Below are 19,978 nucleotides of genomic sequence, written 5' to 3' on the forward strand. Positions count from 1 at the left end.
CGTCCGTAGACTTGCCGGGTGACCCCGAAGAGCTCTCGGCCGCCATCCGCGGTGCCCTGCTGTCCGCCGTCGACTCCGGTGACCTGGCCGTCACCGTGCCCGACGAGGTCCGCGTGGAGCGTCCGAGGAACCGCGACCACGGGGACTGGTCCACGAACGTCGCGCTCCAGCTCGCCAAGGGGGCCGGCGTGCCCCGCGCGAGCTCGCCACCACCCTGGCCACGCACCTGTCCGCCGTCGCCGGGGTCGAGGCCGTCGACGTCGCGGGCCCCGGCTTCCTCAACATCACCCTCGACGCGGCCTCGGCCGGCGAGCTGGCCCGCGCCGTCGTCGACGCGGGGAAGGAGTACGGGCGCAACGACTCCGAGGCCGGGCACGTCATCAACCTCGAGTTCATCTCGGCCAACCCGACGGGGCCGCTGCACATCGGCCACACCCGCTGGGCGGCCCTCGGTGACGCGATGGCGCGCCTGCTCACGGCGTCCGGCGCCACGGTGACGACCGAGTACTACATCAACGACGCCGGCGCGCAGATGGACAAGTTCGCGGCGTCGGTGCTCGCCGCGGCCAAGGGCGAGCCGACCCCCGAGGGCGGCTACCCGGGCGCCTACGTCGGTGACCTCGCAGCGACGGCCCTCGCGGCCCGTCCCGACCTCGTCGACCTCCCCGACGACGAGGCGCTCGCGGTCGCCCGCGAGCTCGGGTACGCCGCCCAGCTCCAGGACATCAAGGACACCCTCGCCGACTTCGGGGTGCGCTTCGACGTCTGGTTCTCCGAGAGGACCCTCCACGACGGCGGCGCCGTCGAGCAGGCCGTTGCCCGGCTGCGCGAGCAGGGGCACGTCTTCGACCACGAGGGTGCGGTCTGGCTGCGCACCACCGACTTCACCGACGACCGCGACCGCGTGCTCATCCGCGCCAACGGCGAGCCCACCTACTTCGCCGCCGACGCCGCGTACTACCTGAGCAAGAAGGACCGCGGCTTCGACGAGAAGCTCTACCTCCTCGGCGCCGACCACCACGGCTACATCAACCGGCTCAAAGCCATCGCGGCCTGCGCCGGCGACGACCCCGAGCACAACATCGAGGTGCGCATCGGCCAGCTCGTCGACCTCGGCGGCGCCCGGATGTCCAAGCGCGCCGGCAACATCATCGAGCTGCGCGACCTCATCGGCTGGATCGGCACCGACGCCATCCGGTACTCGCTCGGCCGGTACCCCGCCGACAGCCCCCTGAGCCTCGACGGCGAGGAGCTGCGCAAGCAGACCAACGACAACCCGGTGTTCTACGTGCAGTACGCGCACGCCCGCACCGCCAACGTGGCCCGGCTGGCCGCCGAGGACGGCGTGCACCGCGCCGACGGCTTCGACGCCTCGCTGCTCACCGACCCCACCGAGGCCACGCTGCTCGCGGTGCTCGGCGACTTCCCGCGGGTCGTCGCCCAGGCGGCGCACCTGCGCGAGCCGCACCGGGTCGCGCGCTACCTCGAGGACCTCGCCGCGCGGTACCACAAGTGGTACGACACCTGCCGCGTGCGGCCGCAGAACGCCGACGAGGAGGTCACCGACCTGCACCGGACCCGGTTGTGGCTCAACGACGCCACCCGCCAGGTGCTCGCCAACGGCCTCGACCTGCTCGGCGTCTCGGCGCCCGAGCGGATGTGAGGGGCTGACCCGTGCGCTCCCACGAGGCCGGTGCCCTCCACGCCGAGGGCTACGGCGGCCCTCCGCTCTACCTGCCCTACCCCAGCGACGTCATGGAGCTGCTGCCGCAGCTCTGGGCGGGCTCGGTCGACCGTGACGAGCAGGGCCGGCTCACCGTGGCCGGCCTCGACGTGCTGACCCTCGCCGAGCGGCACGGCACCGCCGCCTACGTGCTCGACGAGGAGGACTTCCGTTCCCGCGCACGGGCTTTCCGTGACGGCTTCGCGACGTCGTTCGAGAAGTTCGGTGGCGCCGACGTGTACTACGCCGGCAAGGCCTTCCTCTGCACGGCCGTCGTGCGCTGGGTCGACGAGGAGGGCCTGCACCTCGATGTCTGCACCGGCGGCGAGCTGGCCGTCGCGCGCCGCGCCGCCTTCCCACCCGAACGGATCGCGTTCCACGGCAACAACAAGACCGTCACGGAGCTGCGCGAGGCCCTCGAGTACGGCGTCGGCCGCATCGTCGTCGACTCCTTCGACGAGATCGACCGGCTCGTCGCGCTGGCCACCGAGCTCGGCGTCCGCGCGCCCGTCATGGTGCGCGTCACCGTCGGGGTCGAGGCGCACACGCACGAGTTCATCGCCACCGGCCACGAGGACCAGAAGTTCGGCTTCAGCCTCGCCGGAGGGCAGGCCGACGAAGCACTCGCCCGGCTGCTGGCCCACCCCGACGCCGTCGACCTGCGCGGCGTCCACAGCCACATCGGCAGCCAGATCTTCGACACCGGGGCTTCGAGGCCGCCGTGCACCGGCTCGTCGGGCTGCACGCCCGGGTCGAGGCCGAGCACGGCGTCGCCATGCCCGAGATCGACCTCGGCGGCGGCTACGGCATCGCCTACACCTCGCAGCACACGCCGCTGCCCCCGGACGTCCTCGCCGACGCGATGGCCGACATCGTCGAGCGCGAGTTCAAGGCCATCGGCGACGGCGACAACAGCCGGGTCCCGCGCGTCTCTGTCGAGCCGGGCCGCGCCATCGTCGGGCCGAGCACGTTCACCCTCTACGAGGTCGGCACCGTCAAGCGCGTCGAGCTCGGCGGCGGGCACGCCCGCACCTACGTCGCCGTCGATGGCGGGATGAGCGACAACGCCCGGCCGGCGCTCTACGAGGCCGACTACTCCTGCACCCTCGCCAACCGTCGATCGAGCGCCGAGCCGGTGCTGGCCCGCGTCGTCGGACGGCACTGCGAGAGCGGCGACATCGTCGTCCTCGACGAGTACCTGCCGGGCGACGTGCGCCCCGGAGACCTCGTCGCCGTCCCGGGGACCGGTGCCTACTGCCGCAGCCTGTCCAGCCAGTACAACCACACGCCCCGCCCGCCCGTGGTCGCCGTCCGCGGGGGTGAGAGCCGCGTCATCGTCCGCCGTGAGACCATCGACGACCTGCTCGCCCTCGACGTGGCGGACGCGTGAGCCCCGAGACCGAGGAGACCCAGCCCGCGATGGCCCACGAACCCGGCGCCCCCCTGCGCGTCGCCCTGCTCGGCTGCGGCGTCGTCGGCTCCTCCGTCGCCCGGAGGCTCGTCGAGCAGGCCGACGACCTCGCCGCCCGGGCCGGCGCCCGCCTCGAGCTGGTCGGCATCGCCGTGCGCCGCCCGAACCGTCCGCGCCCCGACGTGCCCGTCGACCCCTCGCTCTTCACCGCCGACGCCGACGAGCTCGTCACCCGCGCCGACGTCGTCATCGAGGTCATCGGCGGCATCGACCCCGCGCGCGGACTCATCCTGCGGGCCATGGAGCACGGCGCCTCGGTGGTCTCGGCCAACAAGGCGCTGCTCGCCGAGGACGGCCCGACCCTCTTCGAGTCGGCGGCGCGCCACGGCGTCGACCTGTACTACGAGGCCGCCGTCGCCGGGGCCATCCCCATCCTCCGCCCGGTGCAGGAGTCGCTCGCCGGCGACCACGTGCGCAAGGTGATGGGGATCGTCAACGGCACCACCAACTTCGTCCTCGACGCGATGGACGTCTCCGGCGCCGGCTTCGCCGAGACCGTCGAGCAGGCCCAGGCGCTCGGGTACGCCGAGGCCGACCCGACGGCCGACGTCGAGGGCTTCGACGCCGCCGCGAAGGCCGCGATCCTCGCGAGCATGGCCTTCCACACGCGGGTCTCCTCGGCCGACGTGCACCGCGAGGGCATCACGGAGGTCACCGCCGCCGACATCCGCGCGGCGCGCGAGAACGACTGCGTCGTCAAGCTGCTCGCCATCTGTGAGCGGGTGACGGCCGACGGCGCCGACGCCGTCAGCGTGCGCGTGCACCCGGCGATGGTGCCGCGCTCGCACCCGCTGGCCAGCGTCCGTGAGGCCTTCAACGCCGTGTTCGTCGAGGCCGAGGCCGCCGGCGAGCTGATGTTCTACGGCCGGGGCGCCGGGGGTGACCCCACCGCGTCGGCGGTGCTCGGCGATGTCGTCGCCGTCGCGCGCCACCGGGTGGCCGGCGGCCGAGGTCCGGGGGAGTCCGCCTATGCCGACCTGCCCGTCGTCGACATGGGCCGCGCCATCACGAGGTACCACATCAGCCTCGACGTGGCCGACCGGCCGGGAGTGCTCGCCCAGGTCGCGGCCGCCTTCGCCGAGCAGGGCGTGTCCATCGAGACGGTGCGCCAGCAGGCCGACCCCAGGGCGACGGCCGGGCCAAGCTCATCGTCGTCACCCACCGGGCGCCGGACGCCGCCCTGTCAGCGACCGTCGACTCACTCGCGGCGCTCGACGCGGTCGACGACGTCGCCTCCGTCATGCGCGTGGAAGGAGCCTGACCGTGGCCCACCAGTGGCGCGGAGTCATCCGCGAGTACGCCGAGCGCCTCCCGAGCCTGGAGGGCGCGCCGGTCGTCACCCTCCACGAGGGTGGCACCCCGCTCATCCCGTGCGAGAACCTTTCTGCGACAACGGGTGCCAACGTCCTCGTCAAGTACGAGGGGCTCAACCCCACGGCCTCCTTCAAGGACCGGGGGATGACCGCGGCGATCTCGGCGGCCAAGCTCGCGGGCGCGAAGGCGGTCATCTGCGCGAGCACCGGCAACACCAGCGCCAGCGCCGCCGCCTACGCCGTCAAGGCCGGGATGACCTGCGCGGTGCTCGTGCCCGACGGCAAGATCGCGATGGGCAAGCTCAGCCAGGCGATCGCGCACGGCGCCACCCTCATCCAGGTCGAGGGCAACTTCGACGACTGCCTCACGGTGGCGCGCAAGCTCGCCGAGAGCTACCCCGTCGAGCTGGTCAACTCGGTCAACCCGGCGCGCATCGAGGGCCAGAAGACGGCGGCCTTCGAGGTCGTCGACGCGCTCGGCGACGCCCCCGACATCCACGTCCTGCCGGTCGGCAACGCCGGCAACATCACCGCGTACTGGCGTGGGTACACCGAGTACGCCTCGGCGACAACGGGACTCGGCGGAGCGATCCTCGAGCCGGTGGCCACGCGCCGCCCGCAGATGTGGGGGTTCCAGGCCGCCGGCGCGGCGCCCATCGTCCTCGGCCACCCCGTCGACCACCCCGAGACGGTCGCCACCGCCATCCGCATCGGCAACCCGGCGTCGTGGAAGCAGGCCGAGGCAGCGCGCGACGAGTCCGGTGGGCTCATCGACTCGGTCACCGACGACGAGATCCTCGAGGCGCACCGCATCCTGTCCTCCACCGAGGGCGTGTTCGTCGAGCCCGGGTCGGCCGCGAGCATCGCCGGCCTGCTCAAGATGTCGCGCGCCGGGCGGGTCCCGCAGGACGCCACGATCGTCTGCACCGTCACCGGCCACGGCCTCAAGGACCCCCAGTGGGCCCTGCGCACCGCCGACGGCTCGGACGTCCAGCCCGTGCGCGTCCCCGTCGACGCCTACTCGGTCGCGGCCGCCCTCGGTCTCGAGGGGTGAGCGGCGTGCTGCGGCCGGGCGTCGCCGTCGAGGTGCGCGTCCCGGCGAGCAGCGCGAACCTCGGGCCGGGGTTCGACTCCGTGGGCTGCGCCCTCGGGGTCTGGGACTCCTGCCGCGCCACGGTCACCGCGGAGCCCGGCCTCGTCGTCGAGGTCGAGGGGGAGGGCGCCGGTGCGGTGCCGCTCGACGCGACGCACCTCGTCCACCGGGCGATGCGTGCCGCGTGGACCGAGGCGGGGCTCGATGCCCCGCCGGCCTGCGGCTCGAGTGCGTCAACGCCGTGCCGCACGGGCGGGGGATGGGCTCCTCGGCCACGGCCATCGTCACGGGGATCGTCGCGGCGCTCGCGCTCGCGTCGGTATCGGACGGCCGGGGTGGAGAGGTCGACCTCGCGGCCGCCAACTCGCTCGCGGCGCGACTCGAGGGCCATCCGGACAACGCCTCGGCCAGCGTGTTCGGCGGCGTCACCCTCTCGTGGACCGAGGGCGACGCGACGACGACGGTGCGCCTGCCCGTGCACCCCGACGTCGAGCCCGTGGTCTTCGCGCCCGAGACCCAGCTGTCCACCGCGCGAGCCCGGTCGGTGCTGCCGCTCCAGGTGCGGCTCGCCGACGCCGCCGCCAACTCCGCCCGCGCGGCGCTGCTGGGCCACGCCCTCGGCTCGGCGCCCGAGCACCTCGTCGAGGCCACCCGCGACTGGCTGCACCAGGAGGCCCGGCGCGGCTCCTACCCGGCGTCGATGGCCCTGGTCGACGCGCTGCGGGCCGACGGGCACGCCGCCGCCGTGTCCGGCGCCGGCCCCTCCGTCCTCGTCCTCGCGCGGCGCGCCCGCGTGGACGAGGTCCGGGCGCACGCCCCGGCGGGGTGGCGGGTGCTGACGCCGGGCATCCCCGACCACGGCGCACTCGTCCGGGTCCTGGCGGGGGCCTGAGCACTCGACCGTGTCGACCGTGTCGTCCGCCCGCGGACGGGCCCGGTGGTACTGTGGTGAACGCGTCCACAGCCGATGCCGGGTCACCGACCCGTTGCCTGCCGCGGAACGCCCCCCACGCCCCTCGGGCTGAGCACCCGGCCGTCATGGCCGCTCGCCCGGGCGTGGTCACTTCCACCAGACCGGTCTTTCGAGCCGGTCCACGAACGAGGGGAAGGATCCTTCGTGACAGACACCACCACCCTCGAGGCCTCGTCGGCCGCCGGGGAGCACGCCGGTCCGGCGCGCTCTCCGCGATGCGGATCGCCGAGCTGCAGGGCCTCGCCTCGAGCATGGGGATCAGCGGCACCGCCAAGATGCGCAAGGGCGACCTCGTCGCGGCCATCCGCGCCCGTCAGAACGGCGAGAGCGGCCCGGCCTCCGAGGACGCGCCGCGCCGCGCCCGCCGCGCCGAGGCCCCCGCGGCCCGGCCGGACGACGCCCCCGCCCGTGAGGAGCGCCCCCGCGAGGAGCGCTCCGAGCGACGCGAGGCCGGCGAGCAGCCGGTCCGCGACCGCCAGGAGCGTCAGGACCGCCAGCAGGACCGTCAGCAGGGGGACCGTCAGGACCGCCAGCAGGGCGAGCGCCAGCAGGACCGTCAGCAGGGGGACCGCCAGGACCGCCAGCAGGGCGAGCGCCAGCAGGACCGTCAGCAGGGCGGCCAGCAGCAGGGCGGCGCCCAGCAGCGTCGCGACGACGACGAGGACGGCCGCGGCGGTCGCCGCCGCCGCAACCGGGGCCGCAACCGCGACAAGCGCCGCCCCGGTGGCGCCGAGGGCGGTGCCCCGCAGGTCGAGGGCGAGACCCAGATCCACGAGGACGACGTCCTCGTGCCGGTCGCGGGCATCCTCGACATCCTCGACAACTACGCGTTCGTGCGCACCACCGGTTACCTGCCGGGCAGCAGCGACATCTACGTCCCGATGCAGATGGTCAAGCGCCACGGCCTGCGCAAGGGCGACGCCGTCACCGGCTCGATCAAGGCCGCCCGCGAGGGCGAGGAGCCGCAGCAGCAGACGGTCGGCTCGCGCAACAACCGGCAGAAGTACACGCCGCTCGCGCGCCTCGACACCGTCAACGCGATGAGCCCGGACGACGCCCGCCGTCGCCCCGAGTTCGGCAAGCTGACGCCGCTCTACCCGCAGGACCGCCTGCGCCTGGAGACCGAGCAGAGCATCATCACGACGCGGATCATCGACCTCGTCGCCCCCATCGGCAAGGGCCAGCGCGGGCTCATCGTCGCCCCGGCCAAGGCCGGCAAGACGATGGTCATGCAGGCCCTCGCGAACGCCATCACGACGAACAACCCCGAGTGCCACCTCATGGTCGTCCTCGTCGACGAGCGTCCCGAGGAGGTCACCGACATGCAGCGCGCCGTCAAGGGCGAGGTCATCTCCTCGACCTTCGACCGGCCTGCCGACGACCACACCACGGTCGCCGAGCTCGCCATCGAGCGGGCCAAGCGCCTCGTCGAGATGGGGCACGACGTCGTCGTCCTCCTCGACTCGATCACCAAGCTCGGGCGCGCCTACAACCTCGCGGCCCCGCGAGCGGGCGCATCCTCTCCGGTGGTGTCGACTCGGCCGCGCTGTACCCGCCGAAGAAGTTCTTCGGCGCCGCGCGCAACATCGAGAACGGCGGCTCGCTGACCATCCTCGCGACGGCTCTCGTCGAGACCGGCTCGCGGATGGACGAGGTGATCTTCGAGGAGTTCAAGGGCACCGGCAACATGGAGCTCAAGCTCGACCGGGGTCTGGCCAACCGCCGCATCTTCCCCGCGGTCGACGTCAACAACTCGGGCACGCGTCGCGAGGAGATCCTTCTCGCGCCCGACGAGCTGAAGATCATGTGGAAGCTGCGCCGCGTCCTCGCCGCACTCGACTCCCAGCAGGGCATCGAGCTGCTCCTGGACCGGATCAAGAAGACGAAGAACAACTACGAGTTCCTGCTGCAGGTGCAGCAGACGAGCTCGATCAAGCTCGACGAGGACGACGCCTGACCCGCGTCCCGTCCTGACCGACGACGCCCCCGGCCCGCACCTGCGGGACCGGGGGCGTCGCGCGTCAGCGCTGCGGCCCGAGGGCCAGGCGGCGCCGCAGCTCGGCACGGCCCTCGGGGGAGTCGGGCAGGTCCCACCAGGACTCGACCCACCACGTGGCCCCGGCGTCGGCCCAGCCCTGCACCGGCGGACGGGTCTCGCCGAACGAGCCGTGGCTGTCGCCCTCGACGACGACGTCGTAGCCGTCCATCGACAGGCCGGCATCGGCGCGCAGGGTGCCGATGCGCTCGACGACCTCGCGCAGCCCGTCGTGGGTGAGGCGTGAGCCGGGGTCCTCGAGGCTGCCGCCGGCGACGGCCGGGAAGACCCCCTGCCACCGCGCCGCCCGCTCCAGCGAGGGCTGTCGGGACCGGCCGGGGACGAGCATGCCGACGCACCAGACCGGCGGGTGCGGGGTCTGCACGGGCGGCGGCGGCACGAGCTCGGTGACCGGGGACGCGCTGTAGTGCTCGCCCGTGAACTCGAAGGGCTGCCCGCCCATCAGGCCGGCGTAGATCGCCAGGCCCTCGTCGAGCCGGCGGGCCCGCACCGCCCGGCCCTCGTCGGCCTCGAAGGCCAGCCAGTTGCCGTGCAGCGCGCCGAGTCCCACGCCGAGGGTCACCCGACCGCCGGAGAGCCGGTCGACGGAGGCGACCTTCGAGGCGAGGTCCCACGGGCGGTGCCGGGCCGCCGGCGTGAGCAGGGTGCCCAGCCGGATCCGTTCGGTGGCCATGGCCGCCGCCCCGAGGGTGACCCAGGCGTCCTGCCCCCAGACCGCCTCCCACGAGAAGACCTGGTCCCAGCCCGCCTCCTCCGCGAGCGCGGCGAGCTCGGCGAACTCGCGCTCGGTGGCCCAGGTGATCACGGCTCCGTGTCTCATCGCTCGACCGTAGCCCCAGCCGCCGACGTCCCACCCGTCACGCTGGTCGGCGGAGGCAGGGCTCCACCGTTCGGTCACCATCGCCCGCGGGACCTATCGCCCGTCGGCGTGTCGTCCCTAGATTCCGGTGCGGTCCATGATCCGTCCGGCTCGCCCGCCCACCCCCGAGAGGAGCCCCGGTGGACACCCTGCCCGCCCCCGGGTCCTCGTCGCCGACGACGACGTCGACATCCGCGACCTCGTCCAGTTCAAGCTCCAGCAGGCCGGCTACGACGTCGTGTGCGTCGGTGACGGCCTCGAGGCCTGGGACGTCTTCGTCTCCGACCCGCCGGCCGCGATGGTCCTGGACGTGATGATGCCCGGCCTGTCCGGCATCGACGTGCTGCTGAAGATCCGGGAGCACTCGACCGTGCACATGCCCGTGCTGATGCTCAGCGCCCGGGCCCGCGACGTCGACGTCGACGCCGGGTTCGCGGTCGGTGCCGACGACTACGTCGTCAAGCCGTTCAGCCCCCGCGAGCTCGTGCACCGGGTCAACGGCATCCTCGGCAGACCGCGACGATGACGATCGGCGGCTTCGTCGCCGTCGCCGGACCGGGGCTCGCGGCGGCCTCGCTCCTCATGGCCTGCGCCATCGTGGCGCTCAAGCTGCACCGCACCCTGCGCACCCGGGCCTGGGAGCACCGCGTCGCGCCCCTGCGCGAGGCCGTCCTGCTCGTCGCCACCGGCGAGGACACCGAGGACGGCGACACCCTCTCCGAGCTCGCCGGCGTCCGCGGGCGGACCCGCCGCGACCTCGACGAGCTCGTCGTCCGGCTGCTCGGCAAGGTCCGGGGCGAGGCGGCCGACCAGCTCGTCGAGCTGCTGCGCAGCCACGGCGTCCTCGACCGCGCCACGCGCGACGCCCGCAGCTGGTCGCCCGTGCGCCGAGAGCGCGCCCTGCACCTCATCGGCCGCTGCCGCGACTGGCGCGGCACCGACGTCGCGATCACCGCGCTCGAGGACCGCTCGCCCCGCGTGCGGGCCCAGGCCGCGCGCACCGTCGGCCGGATCGGGGACCCCCGTGCGGCCCGCCCGCTGCTGCACGCGCTGCGGCTCGAGGGCATCCACGTCGGGGACGCCGCCGAGGCCCTCGTCGGCCTCGGCCACGCCTCCGGCGAGGCGCTGCTCTGGGCGCTCGCCGAGGGCTCGCCCCGCGCCCGCACCGTCGCCGCGCACCTCTGCGGCGTGGGTGGGGTGCGGATGGCCGCGCCGCTGCTCGTCGATCTCGTCGAGCGCGACCCGGACCTCACCGCCGCCTCCGCCGCCGTCAGCGCCCTGGGGAAGGTCGGCCGGGCCCAGGACCACGGGGCCATCGCCGCGGCGACCGTGCGCTTCCACCCCCAGCAGCTGCGCCGGGCGGCCACCGAGGCCCTCGGTGAGCACGGGCTCGCGCTCGCGGTCCCCGTCCTCGTCCGGCTCCTGGCCGACCCCACGTCGCAGGTCGCCGAGGCCGCGGCTCGCTCCCTGCTGGCGCTCGGGCCCGCCGGCCGGGCCGCCCTCGTCGAGCACGCCCACCTCCCGGCCGCCGGCGCCGAGCTGACCCACGCCCGGCTCACGGGGGTGGCGGTGTGACCTGGCCCGAGGTGCACGACGTCGGGAACCAGGTGCTCACGGTGTTCTTCGGCGTCACGGCGCCGGTCGTCTTCACCTACTTCCTCCTCATCAACACCTCCTACCTCGTGCTCGTCGTGCTGGCGGCCGGCGGCTTCCGACGGCACATGCGCGAGAAGGAGACCCGTCGCGACCTCACGGCCGGCGAGATGGCACCCGGGGTCTCGGTCATCGTCCCGGCCTACAACGAGGAGACGCTCATCGTCACCTCGGTGCGCGCCCTCCTCGCGCTGCGCTACCCGCAGCACGAGGTCGTCGTCGTCGACGACGGCAGCACCGACGGGATGCTCGCCGCGCTCGTCGAGGCCTTCGACCTCGTCCCGCTCCCCGCGCGGGCGACCGGCGAGATCCCGATCCGGGCCCAGGTGACCGGGACCCTGGTGCCGCGCAACGGCCACACCCGGCTGCTCGTCGTCACCAAGACCAACTCCGGGCGCTCCGAGGCCATCAACACCGGCATCAACGCGGCCCGCGAGCCGATCATCGCGATCATCGACGCCGACTCCATCCTCGAGCCCGACGCCCTCGTCCGGGTCACCCAGCCGTTCATCGACGACCCCAACCGCGTCGTCGGCGCCGGGGGCACGGTCCGGGCCGTCAACGGCAGCACGGTGACGGCCGGGCGCCTCGTCCGCCTCCAGATGCCGCGCTCGTGGCTGGCCCGGGCCCAGGTGATGGAGTACCTGCGCAGCTTCCTCATCGGGCGCACCGGCTGGGCCTCGATCGGCACCCTGCTGCTCATCAGCGGGGCCTTCGGCGTCTACCGGCGCGACGTCGTCATCGCCGCGGGCGGTCTCGACCCGGACAGCATCGGCGAGGACTTCGAGCTGTGCCTGCGGGTGCACCGCATGATGCGTGACGCCGGCCGCGAGTACCGGATGGTCTTCGTCCCCGAGCCGGTGTGCTGGACCGAGGTCCCGAGCACCATCGCGGTGCTGCGCCGTCAGCGCAGCCGCTGGCACCGCGGCCTGTGGGAGACCCTCTGGGCCTACCGCGGGATGCTCTTCCGCCGCCGCTACGGCCGGGTCGGCTGGCTCGGGCTGCCGTACTACTGGGCCTTCGAGCTCTTCGCTCCCGTGCTCGAGGTCGTCGGGCTCGTCGTCGTCCCGCTCGGCCTCCTCTTCGGCGCGGTCAACGTCAAGTACGCCCTCCTGCTCCTCGCCGTCTCGTACGGGTACGCCGTCGTCGTCACCTTCGCCGCGATGTCGGTCGAGGAGTGGGCCTTCCACCGCTACGACCGCTGGCGCGACCTCGTCGTCGCCGTGGCCGCCACCGTCTTCGAGAACGTCGGCTACCGGCAGATGACCGTCTGGTGGCGGCTCGAGGGCTGGTGGGCCAGCCTGCGGGGACGCAAGCAGGTCTGGGGCGTCATGACGCGGGCCGGGTTCGAGGAGGGCACGACGTGACGGGATGGTGGGCCGCGCTCGTCGCGCTGCTCGTCCTCCTGGCCGCCGTGGCCGTCGTCGTCGTCCGGCACCGGAGCGTGGCCGCCGAGCACGACGCGCTCGAGGAGGCCCGGGCGGCGCTCACCCGGGAGCAGGACGACGCGCTGCGCCTGCACGACCTCGTCGTCGACGTCGGCCGGTCCGTGCACAACACGCACGACCTCGCCGGCGCGCTGCGCAGGGCCTGCGCGCGGCTCGGGCGCGACATCGAGGTCGACCGGGTCGTCCTCATGACCCTCGGCGAGGACCGTCAGCTGCGGAAGTGGGAGCAGTGGCACGGCCCCGAGCTGGGCGCCCTGCCGCTGCCACCGACCCAGCTCGTCGACCTCGTCGAGCCGGTGTCGCACGACCTCCTGCACGGCCAGCGGCTCGTCCTGCCCGACCTGCTCGCCCCCGGCAGCCGCCAGGACGCCGTCGTCGGTGAGCTCCGGCGGTTCACCGGCGCCCGCGGGCTGCTCCTCGTGCCCGTCGGCATCACCGAGCGCGGGCTCGGGCTGCTCGCCTGCATCACCGTCGGGCGCACGCGCGTGTGGTCCGACCACGAGGTGCGGGCCGTCGAGCAGCTCTCGGCCGTCGTCGCCCAGGCCATCGTCCACCAGCGCCTGCTCGAGGTGCAGGACCTGCAGATGCGCGAGCTGCGGGCGCTCGACGAGTACAAGGACGCCTTCCTCGCCACCGTCAGCCACGAGCTGCGCACCCCGCTGACCTCCATCCGCGGCTACCTCGAGGTCCTCCAGGACGGCGACCTCGGCCAGGTCACACCGGCCCAGGCCAACGCGCTCGACGTCATCGGGCGCAACGCCGAGCGGCTGCGCGTGCTCATCGAGGACCTCCTCGTGCTGCACCGGATGGAGACCGGCGGCCTCGCCCTCGCCTCGACGTCGGTCGACCTCGGTGCGGTGCTCACGTCGTGCGTCGAGGTGCTGCGCCCGACCGCCGAGCGCGCGGGCGTGGGCCTCGGCGCCGGCTGGAGCACCGACCTCACGGTGCACGGTGACGCCGGCCAGCTCGAGCGGGCGGTCCTCAACGTCCTCGGCAACGCGGTGAAGTTCACGCCCGCCGGCGGGTCGGTCACGCTGCGCGCCCGCACCACGGGCGACGAGGTGGTCCTCGAAATCACCGACACGGGCATCGGCATCCCCGCGCAGGACCTCGCCCGGGTCTCCGAGCGGTTCTTCCGGGCCGGCAACGCGACGGCGGCGGCGATCCCCGGCTCGGGGCTCGGGCTGGCCATCGTCCGGGGTACCGTCGAGCGGCACGGCGGACGGGTCGCCATCACCTCCGAGCCCGGTGTCGGGACGACCGTGCGGCTGCGGCTGCCGGTCGACCCCGGCGCCGCCGTGCGGCGTCCTGCGGGGAATGCCGGGTCGCTCGGCACCGTTTAGGACAGCGTGTGCCGATCTGGCACACTTGACCGCTGGACCGGTTCACGGCAGTGACGCGTTTCCTGAGCGACCTCCCCACGAGGGTCGCAGTCGGGGCGCCAGAGGGCTTGCAGCACCGTGCTGGGCTCGCCGACCCGGACGCATCCAAGGAGAAGACGCTCGTGAAGAAGGACATCCACCCGACGTACGTGGAGACCACGGTCACCTGTACCTGTGGCAACACGTTCACCACCCGCAGCACCGCGGCCAACGGCACCATCCACGCCGATGTCTGCAGCGCCTGCCACCCGTTCTACACGGGCAAGCAGAAGATCCTCGACACCGGCGGCCGCGTGGCCCGGTTCGAGGCGCGCTACGGCAAGAAGGCCGCCAAGTAGCACCCCCGACGCGCCGGTCCGCCCCCTCGTGGGCGGGCCGGCGCGTCCGTGTCTCCACCCCGTCCCGCTCCCCGAGGAGGCCCTAGGTGCTCGAGTCCGCCGAGGCGCTCGTCGCCGAGCACGCCGCGCTCGAGCGCGAGCTGGCCGACCCCGAGGTCGCCTCCGACCCCGACCGCAGCCGCGAGGTCGCCAAGCGCTACGCCGCGCTCGGACCGACCGTCGCCGCCCACGCCGCGTGGACCGCCGCCCGCGACGACCTGGGGGCCGCCCGCGAGCTGGCCCGCGAGGACGCCGCCTTCGCCGAGGAGGTGCCCGCCCTAGAGGCCACCCTGGCCGCCGCCGAGGACCGGCTGCGCCGGCTGCTCGTGCCGCGCGACCCCGAGGACGACCGCGACGTCATCCTCGAGGTCAAGGCGGGGGAGGGCGGTGAGGAGTCGGCGCTCTTCGCCGGTGACCTGCTGCGGATGTACCTCCGGCACGCCGAGCGCCGGGGCTGGCGCACCGAGGTCCTCGACGCCACCGAGTCCGACCTCGGCGGCTACAAGGACGTCCGGGTGTCGGTGAAGTCGCGCGGGGTGCCGCAGCCCGGCGAGGCGCCGTGGGCCCGGCTGAAGTTCGAGGGCGGCGTGCACCGGGTGCAGCGCGTCCCGGTCACCGAGAGCCAGGGGCGCATCCACACCTCCGCGGCGGGCGTCTGGGTGATGCCCGAGGCCGAGGAGGTCGAGGTCACCATCGAGCCGAACGACCTGCGCATCGACGTCTTCCGCTCCAGCGGCCCCGGGGGCCAGAGCGTCAACACCACCGACTCGGCCGTGCGCATCACCCACCTGCCCACGGGGCTCGTCGTCTCGTGCCAGAACGAGAAGAGCCAGCTGCAGAACCGGGAGGCCGCGCTGCGCGTGCTGCGTGCCCGCCTGCACCAGCAGGCGATGGAGGCGCGGCACGCCGCCGACGCCTCGATCCGGGCCGGCCAGGTGCGCACCGTCGACCGCTCGGAGCGGATCCGCACGTACAACTACCCCGAGAACCGGATCAGCGACCACCGCACCGGCTACAAGGCGCACAACCTCGACGCCGTGCTCGACGGCGACCTCGACCCCGTGGTCCAGTCGGCCGTCGACGCCGACGAGGCCGCCCGGGTGGCCGCGATCGCCGACCGATGACCGCCTCTCCGGCCACGCTGCACGACGCGGTCACCCGTGCGCGGCTCTCGTTCGAGGACGAGGGCATCGCCTCGCCCGAGGCCGACGCCGTCGAGCTCGCTGCCTTCGCCCTCGGGACCGATGCCGCCGACGTGCGGCGCCGGATGGTGATGCGCGCGCCGACCGACGCCGGTTTCCTCGACACCTACGCAGGCCTCGTGGAGGAACGGCTCGGGCGCGTCCCGCTCCAGCACCTCACCGGGCGTGCGTACTTCCGGCGGCTGACCCTCGCCGTCGGGCCGGGGGTGTTCGTGCCGCGTCCGGAGACCGAGGTGACGGCCGGGCTCGCCCTCGAGGCGGCGCTCGCCGCCGGCGCCGCCCCGCTCGTCGTCGACCTGTGCACCGGGTCGGGCGCCATCGCGCTCGCCGTCAAGGACGAGCTGCCGGCGGCCACCGTGCACGCCGTCGAGCTGTCCGACCTCGCGCACGGCTGGGCCGTGGCCAACCGCGACCGCCTCGGGCTCGACGTCGAGGTGCTGCTCGGCGACGCGACGACCGCGTTCCCCGAGCTCGAGGGTGTGGTCGACGTCGTCGTCAGCAACCCCCCGTACATCCCCGACGGGGCCCGGCCGCTCGACCCCGAGGTCCGCGACCACGACCCCGAGGTCGCGCTCTACGGGCGCTCGGCCGACGGGCTCGGGGTGCCGCTCGCGGTGGCCGCCCGGGCCGCCGTGCTGCTGCGCGACGGCGGGGTGCTCGTCATGGAGCACGCCGACACCCAGGGCGAGACCCTGCCCGCCCACCTGCGGACGACGGGGGACTGGGTCGAGGTGCTCGACCACCGCGACCTCACCGGCCGCCCCCGCGCCACGGTGGCGGTGCGCGCCCCGCGCTGACGCGGCCCCGTCAGACCCGCGGGAGGACGAACCAGAGGATCGCGACGATGACGAGGACGCCGAGGCCGGTCCAGGCCAGGCCGGAGTAGCGCTGCATGGGAGCATCCTGCCCGCTGCGACGCGCGCCCGCCTGCGAGCGAGCGCCCCGGCGCGTCCTAGGCTGGCCCCCATGAGCCCGGTCTTCGACTGCACCACCGAGGCGGGGCGCGCCGACGCGCTGCCCAAGGTCGCCGAGGGCGTCCGGCGGGGGGCCCTGGTCGTCCTGCCCACCGACACCGTCTACGGCATCGGTGCCGACGCCTTCAGCCCCGACGCCGTGCGCGACCTCCTCGACGCCAAGGGCCGCGGGTCCGACATGCCGCCGCCCGTCCTCGTGCCCGACGCCCGCACCGTCGAGGGGCTGGCCACCGAGGTGCCCGAGTACGCCCGCGCCCTCATCCGCGAGTTCTGGCCCGGCCCGCTCACCGTCGTGCTGCGGGCCCAGCCCTCGCTCGCCTGGGACCTCGGCGACACCGGGGGCACGGTCGCGCTGCGCATGCCCGACGACGAGGTCGCCCTGGCCCTGCTGCGCGAGGTCGGCCCGATGGCGGTCAGCAGCGCCAACCGGCACGCCTACCCCTCGAGCCGCACGGTGGTCGAGGCCGCCACCCAGCTGGGGGCCAGCGTCGAGTTCTACCTCGACGGCGGCCCGAGCACCGGGGGCCTGGCCTCGACCATCGTCGACTGCACCCGTGAGGAGCCCACGCTGCTGCGCCTCGGGGCGATCGGCGAGGAGGAGGTCATGGACGTCGTCGAGCGCTCGAGGGCCGACGCCCTAGAGTTGTCGCGCGCCGAGCAGACCGACGCGGGTGCCGCGACCGAGGCACCGACCCAGGACGAGCCGCGGGAGACCAGCGACGATGAGTGACACGTTCTACGGATCCGACTTCGGCGCCCTCGAGGCCTTCGACCCCGAGATCGCCGGGGTCCTCGTCTCCGAGCTCGGACGTCTGCGCGACGGCCTGCAGCTCATCGCGAGCGAGAACTTCTCCAGCCCCGAGGTGCTCACCGCGCTGGGGTCGACGCTGTCGAACAAGTACGCCGAGGGCTACCCCGGACGCCGCTACTACGGCGGCTGCTCGGAGGTCGACAAGGCCGAGGCCCTGGCCATCGAGCGGTGCAAGAGCCTGTTCCAGGCCGACCACGCGAACGTCCAGGCCCACTCCGGCGCCAGCGCGAACCAGGCCGTCTACGGCGCGTTCCTCAAGCCGGGCGAGACCATCCTCGCGATGAGCCTGCCGCACGGTGGCCACCTCACCCACGGCAGCAGGGTCTCGTTCTCCGGCAAGTGGTTCGACGCGGTGCACTACGGCGTCGACAAGGACACCGAGGACATCGACTACGACCAGGTCGACCGGCTCGCCCGTGAGCACCGGCCCAAGGTCATCCTCGCCGGCGGCTCGGCCATCCCGCGCACCATCGACTTCGCCCGGTTCCGCGCCATCGCCGACGAGGTCGGGGCGATCTTCTGGGTCGACGCCGCGCACTTCATCGGGCTCGTCGCCGGGAAGGCCATCGAGAGCCCGGTGCCGTACGCGGACGTCGTGTCGTTCACGACGCACAAGGTGCTGCGCGGCCCGCGCTCGGGCGCGATCGTCTGCAAGGAGCAGCACGCCGCCGCCATCGACAAGGCCGTCTTCCCGATGATGCAGGGCGGCCCGCAGATGCACACGATCGCCGCGAAGGCCGTGAACTTCAAGGAGTGCGCGACCCCGAGTACGCCGCGTACACGCGCCAGGTCGTCGCCAACGCCAAGGTGCTCGCCGAGTCCCTCGGCGAGAAGGGCATCCGGCCCACCACCGGCGGCACCGACACCCACCTGTCGCTGCACGACCTCCAGGGCGTCCTCGTCACGGGCGTCGACGCCGAGGCGCGCAGCGACGCCGCGGGCATCACGCTCAACAAGAACGCCATCCCCTTCGACCCCCAGAAGCCGAACATCGCCTCGGGCATCCGGGTCGGCACCCCCTGCGTCACGACGCAGGGCATGGGCGAGGACCAGATGCGCACCATCGCCGGGCTCATCGCGCGCGCCGTCATCGACGGGGACGCCGACCCCGAGCACCCCGTCTCCCGCGAGGTCCGCGCCCAGGTCACCGAGCTGGTGGAGGCCTTCCCGGCCTACCCCCGGCCCACCGCCTGACCCCGGGGGAACGCCGCCACCGTGTCGGAGCCGACCCCCGAGAGCCAGCCGGAGACGCGCCTGCTCACCCGGCTGAACCGCCGGGGGTTCCGGCTCGTCATGCTGCTCGACGGCCTGGCGGTGCTCGGGCTGGCCGTCATCGTCATGCTCTACCGCTTCGGGCGGCCGTCGGCGTGGCCGACCTACACGACGGGCGCGTACGCGGTCTCGTTCGCGGTCTCGAGCCTGATCTTCCTCGTCGCGTACTACTTCGGCGGCCTCTACGAGCGCGAGCCGCGGCTCGGGGGAGCGGCGGTGCTGCCCAAGGCCGCCCGGCTCTCGCTCGCCGCCGGCAGCTTCGTCGCCCTGCTCAACCTGGCCCTGAGCGGCCTGGCCCGCCAGCGGGGCTCGATCGTCGAGCGGGCCCTGCCGTTCCCCATCACCAACCTGCTCGCGGTCATCGTCCTGGCCGGCGTCGCGGTGACGGTCAACCGCTCCGTCGTGCACTGGCTGCGCACCCGCCGGGAGGGGCCACCGCGCGTCGTGCTCGCCGGGACGGCCGACGACATCCGGCTGGCCCGCGAGCACCTCGCGGCCAACGACTCGGCGATCGAGGTCGTCGACGAGGTCGACGACCCGCTGGCCGTCGTCGACGCCGTCGAGCGCACCCGCGCCACCGACGTCCTGCTGCTCACCGCCGCCTGGCTCGACGACTGGTACCCCCGCACCATCGGCCGGCTCGACCGGCGCGACGCCACCGTGCTCCTACGGGTCGGCGGCCGCGAGACCCTCTTCGGCCTCGACCGCCTGCGCGAGGTGGCCGGCCTGCCCTTCGTCCTCCTCATGCCGCAGACGATGGCGCCCTCGCAGCGGCACTTCAAGCGGCTGCTCGACCTGCTGCTCGTCATCCTCACCGCGCCGGTCTGGCTGCTGCTGCTCGGCGGCACCGCGCTGCACCAGCTCGTCGTCGCGGGGCGGCCGCTGCTCTTCCGGCAGACCCGCGTCGGGGTCGGGGGAGAGACCTTCGAGATGGTGAAGTTCCGCACCATGCGCCTCGACGCCGAGGCCCAGGGCGGCGCCCAGCTCTCGACCCAGGGCGACCCCCGGGTCATCCCCGCGTGCCGCTGGGTGCGGGCCACGCGCGCCGACGAGCTGCCGCAGATCCTCCACATCCTCACCGGCCGGATGTCGGTCGTCGGCCCCCGTCCGGAGCGGCCCGAGCTGACGGCGGGGTTCGAGAAGGAGATCGCCGGGTACACCCGGCGCCACGAGGTCCCCCGGGCCTCACCGGGCTCGCCCAGATCCACGGGCGCTACCACACCGACGCCGAGTACAAGCTGGGCTACGACCTGCAGTACCTCGTCAACTGGTCGCCGGTCCTCGACCTCGAGATCATCGTCCGGACCATCTGGGTCGTCCTCGCGCGCCGGGTCTGACCTGCTCCTTTGTCACCGCGCGACGCTTGTGATA

The 19,978-nt window shown here is 73.8% G+C and carries 11 protein-coding genes and 6 pseudogenes; 16 read left to right on the forward strand and 1 reads right to left on the reverse strand.

Annotated elements, in window-relative coordinates:
- Window positions 1–11 precede the first annotated feature (11 nt).
- The 6 genes and pseudogenes from argS (at window position 12) to rho (ending at window position 8,530) form a co-directional block, all read left to right on the forward strand.
- A pseudogene (gene argS / locus G7075_RS02555) lies at window positions 12–1,663 on the forward strand (arginine--tRNA ligase).
- Window positions 1,664–1,674: 11 nt separating this feature from the next.
- A pseudogene (lysA, locus tag G7075_RS02560) lies at window positions 1,675–3,113 on the forward strand (diaminopimelate decarboxylase).
- A 29-nt stretch (window positions 3,114–3,142) separates the two neighbouring features.
- Window positions 3,143–4,455, forward strand: a pseudogene (locus tag G7075_RS02565) (homoserine dehydrogenase).
- Between the two features lie 2 nt (window positions 4,456–4,457).
- Window positions 4,458–5,561 carry a threonine synthase gene (gene thrC, locus G7075_RS02570; protein ID WP_166118565.1) on the forward strand — a complete coding sequence of 368 codons (1,104 nt, stop codon included), beginning with the start codon at window positions 4,458–4,460 and terminating at the stop codon, window positions 5,559–5,561.
- Between the two features lie 223 nt (window positions 5,562–5,784).
- Window positions 5,785–6,492 (forward strand): homoserine kinase, encoded by a 708-nt coding sequence (locus G7075_RS02575; RefSeq protein WP_371814156.1) that lies wholly within the window; start codon window positions 5,785–5,787, stop codon window positions 6,490–6,492.
- Window positions 6,493–6,717: 225 nt separating this feature from the next.
- Window positions 6,718–8,530: pseudogene (gene rho, locus G7075_RS02580) on the forward strand (transcription termination factor Rho).
- A gap of 64 nt (window positions 8,531–8,594) precedes the next feature.
- On the opposite strand, the gene G7075_RS02585 reads toward rho, so the two are convergent.
- Window positions 8,595–9,449, reverse strand: coding sequence for an LLM class flavin-dependent oxidoreductase (locus G7075_RS02585; protein WP_166118568.1), 855 nt, complete (start codon window positions 9,447–9,449; stop codon window positions 8,595–8,597).
- 136 nt (window positions 9,450–9,585) lie between these two features.
- On the opposite strand from G7075_RS02585, the gene G7075_RS02590 reads away from it, so the two are divergent.
- From G7075_RS02590 to G7075_RS22380, 10 genes and pseudogenes are all read left to right on the forward strand, one after another.
- Entirely contained in the window at window positions 9,586–10,014 is a 429-nt protein-coding gene (locus tag G7075_RS02590; RefSeq protein WP_166118570.1) for a response regulator transcription factor, read from the forward strand.
- The gene (locus G7075_RS02595) at window positions 10,011–11,063 is read left to right on the forward strand and encodes a HEAT repeat domain-containing protein (RefSeq protein WP_166118572.1); all 1,053 of its coding nucleotides are present in this window, start codon (window positions 10,011–10,013) and stop codon (window positions 11,061–11,063) included. Before G7075_RS02590 ends, G7075_RS02595 begins: the two co-directional genes overlap by 4 nt.
- A complete protein-coding gene (locus tag G7075_RS02600) occupies window positions 11,060–12,508 on the forward strand; it encodes a glycosyltransferase family 2 protein (protein ID WP_240917840.1) in 1,449 nt (482 codons plus the stop codon). Before G7075_RS02595 ends, G7075_RS02600 begins: the two co-directional genes overlap by 4 nt.
- Window positions 12,505–13,932, forward strand: a complete 1,428-nt coding sequence (locus tag G7075_RS02605; protein WP_166118575.1) for a cell wall metabolism sensor histidine kinase WalK — start codon at window positions 12,505–12,507, stop codon at window positions 13,930–13,932. The genes G7075_RS02600 and G7075_RS02605 overlap by 4 nt, the downstream gene beginning before the upstream one ends.
- A gap of 161 nt (window positions 13,933–14,093) precedes the next feature.
- Window positions 14,094–14,309: a 50S ribosomal protein L31 gene (gene rpmE, locus G7075_RS02610; protein ID WP_166118577.1), complete on the forward strand. Its 216-nt coding sequence runs from the start codon at window positions 14,094–14,096 to the stop codon at window positions 14,307–14,309.
- 86 nt (window positions 14,310–14,395) lie between these two features.
- A complete protein-coding gene (gene prfA / locus G7075_RS02615; RefSeq protein ID WP_166118579.1) occupies window positions 14,396–15,472 on the forward strand; it encodes a peptide chain release factor 1 in 1,077 nt (358 codons plus the stop codon).
- Window positions 15,469–16,347 carry a peptide chain release factor N(5)-glutamine methyltransferase gene (gene prmC, locus G7075_RS02620; RefSeq protein WP_166118582.1) on the forward strand — a complete coding sequence of 293 codons (879 nt, stop codon included), beginning with the start codon at window positions 15,469–15,471 and terminating at the stop codon, window positions 16,345–16,347. Before prfA ends, prmC begins: the two co-directional genes overlap by 4 nt.
- Before the next feature lie 169 nt (window positions 16,348–16,516).
- Complete coding sequence (locus G7075_RS02625; RefSeq protein ID WP_166118584.1) at window positions 16,517–17,254, forward strand: L-threonylcarbamoyladenylate synthase; 738 nt, start codon at window positions 16,517–16,519, stop codon at window positions 17,252–17,254.
- Window positions 17,247–18,529: pseudogene (gene glyA, locus G7075_RS02630) on the forward strand (serine hydroxymethyltransferase). Before G7075_RS02625 ends, glyA begins: the two are co-directional and overlap by 8 nt.
- A gap of 834 nt (window positions 18,530–19,363) precedes the next feature.
- Window positions 19,364–19,944: pseudogene (locus G7075_RS22380) on the forward strand (sugar transferase).
- Window positions 19,945–19,978: the final 34 nt, after the last annotated feature.

The organism is Phycicoccus sp. HDW14 (assembly GCF_011383005.1).
GTDB lineage: Bacteria > Actinomycetota > Actinomycetes > Actinomycetales > Dermatophilaceae > Phycicoccus.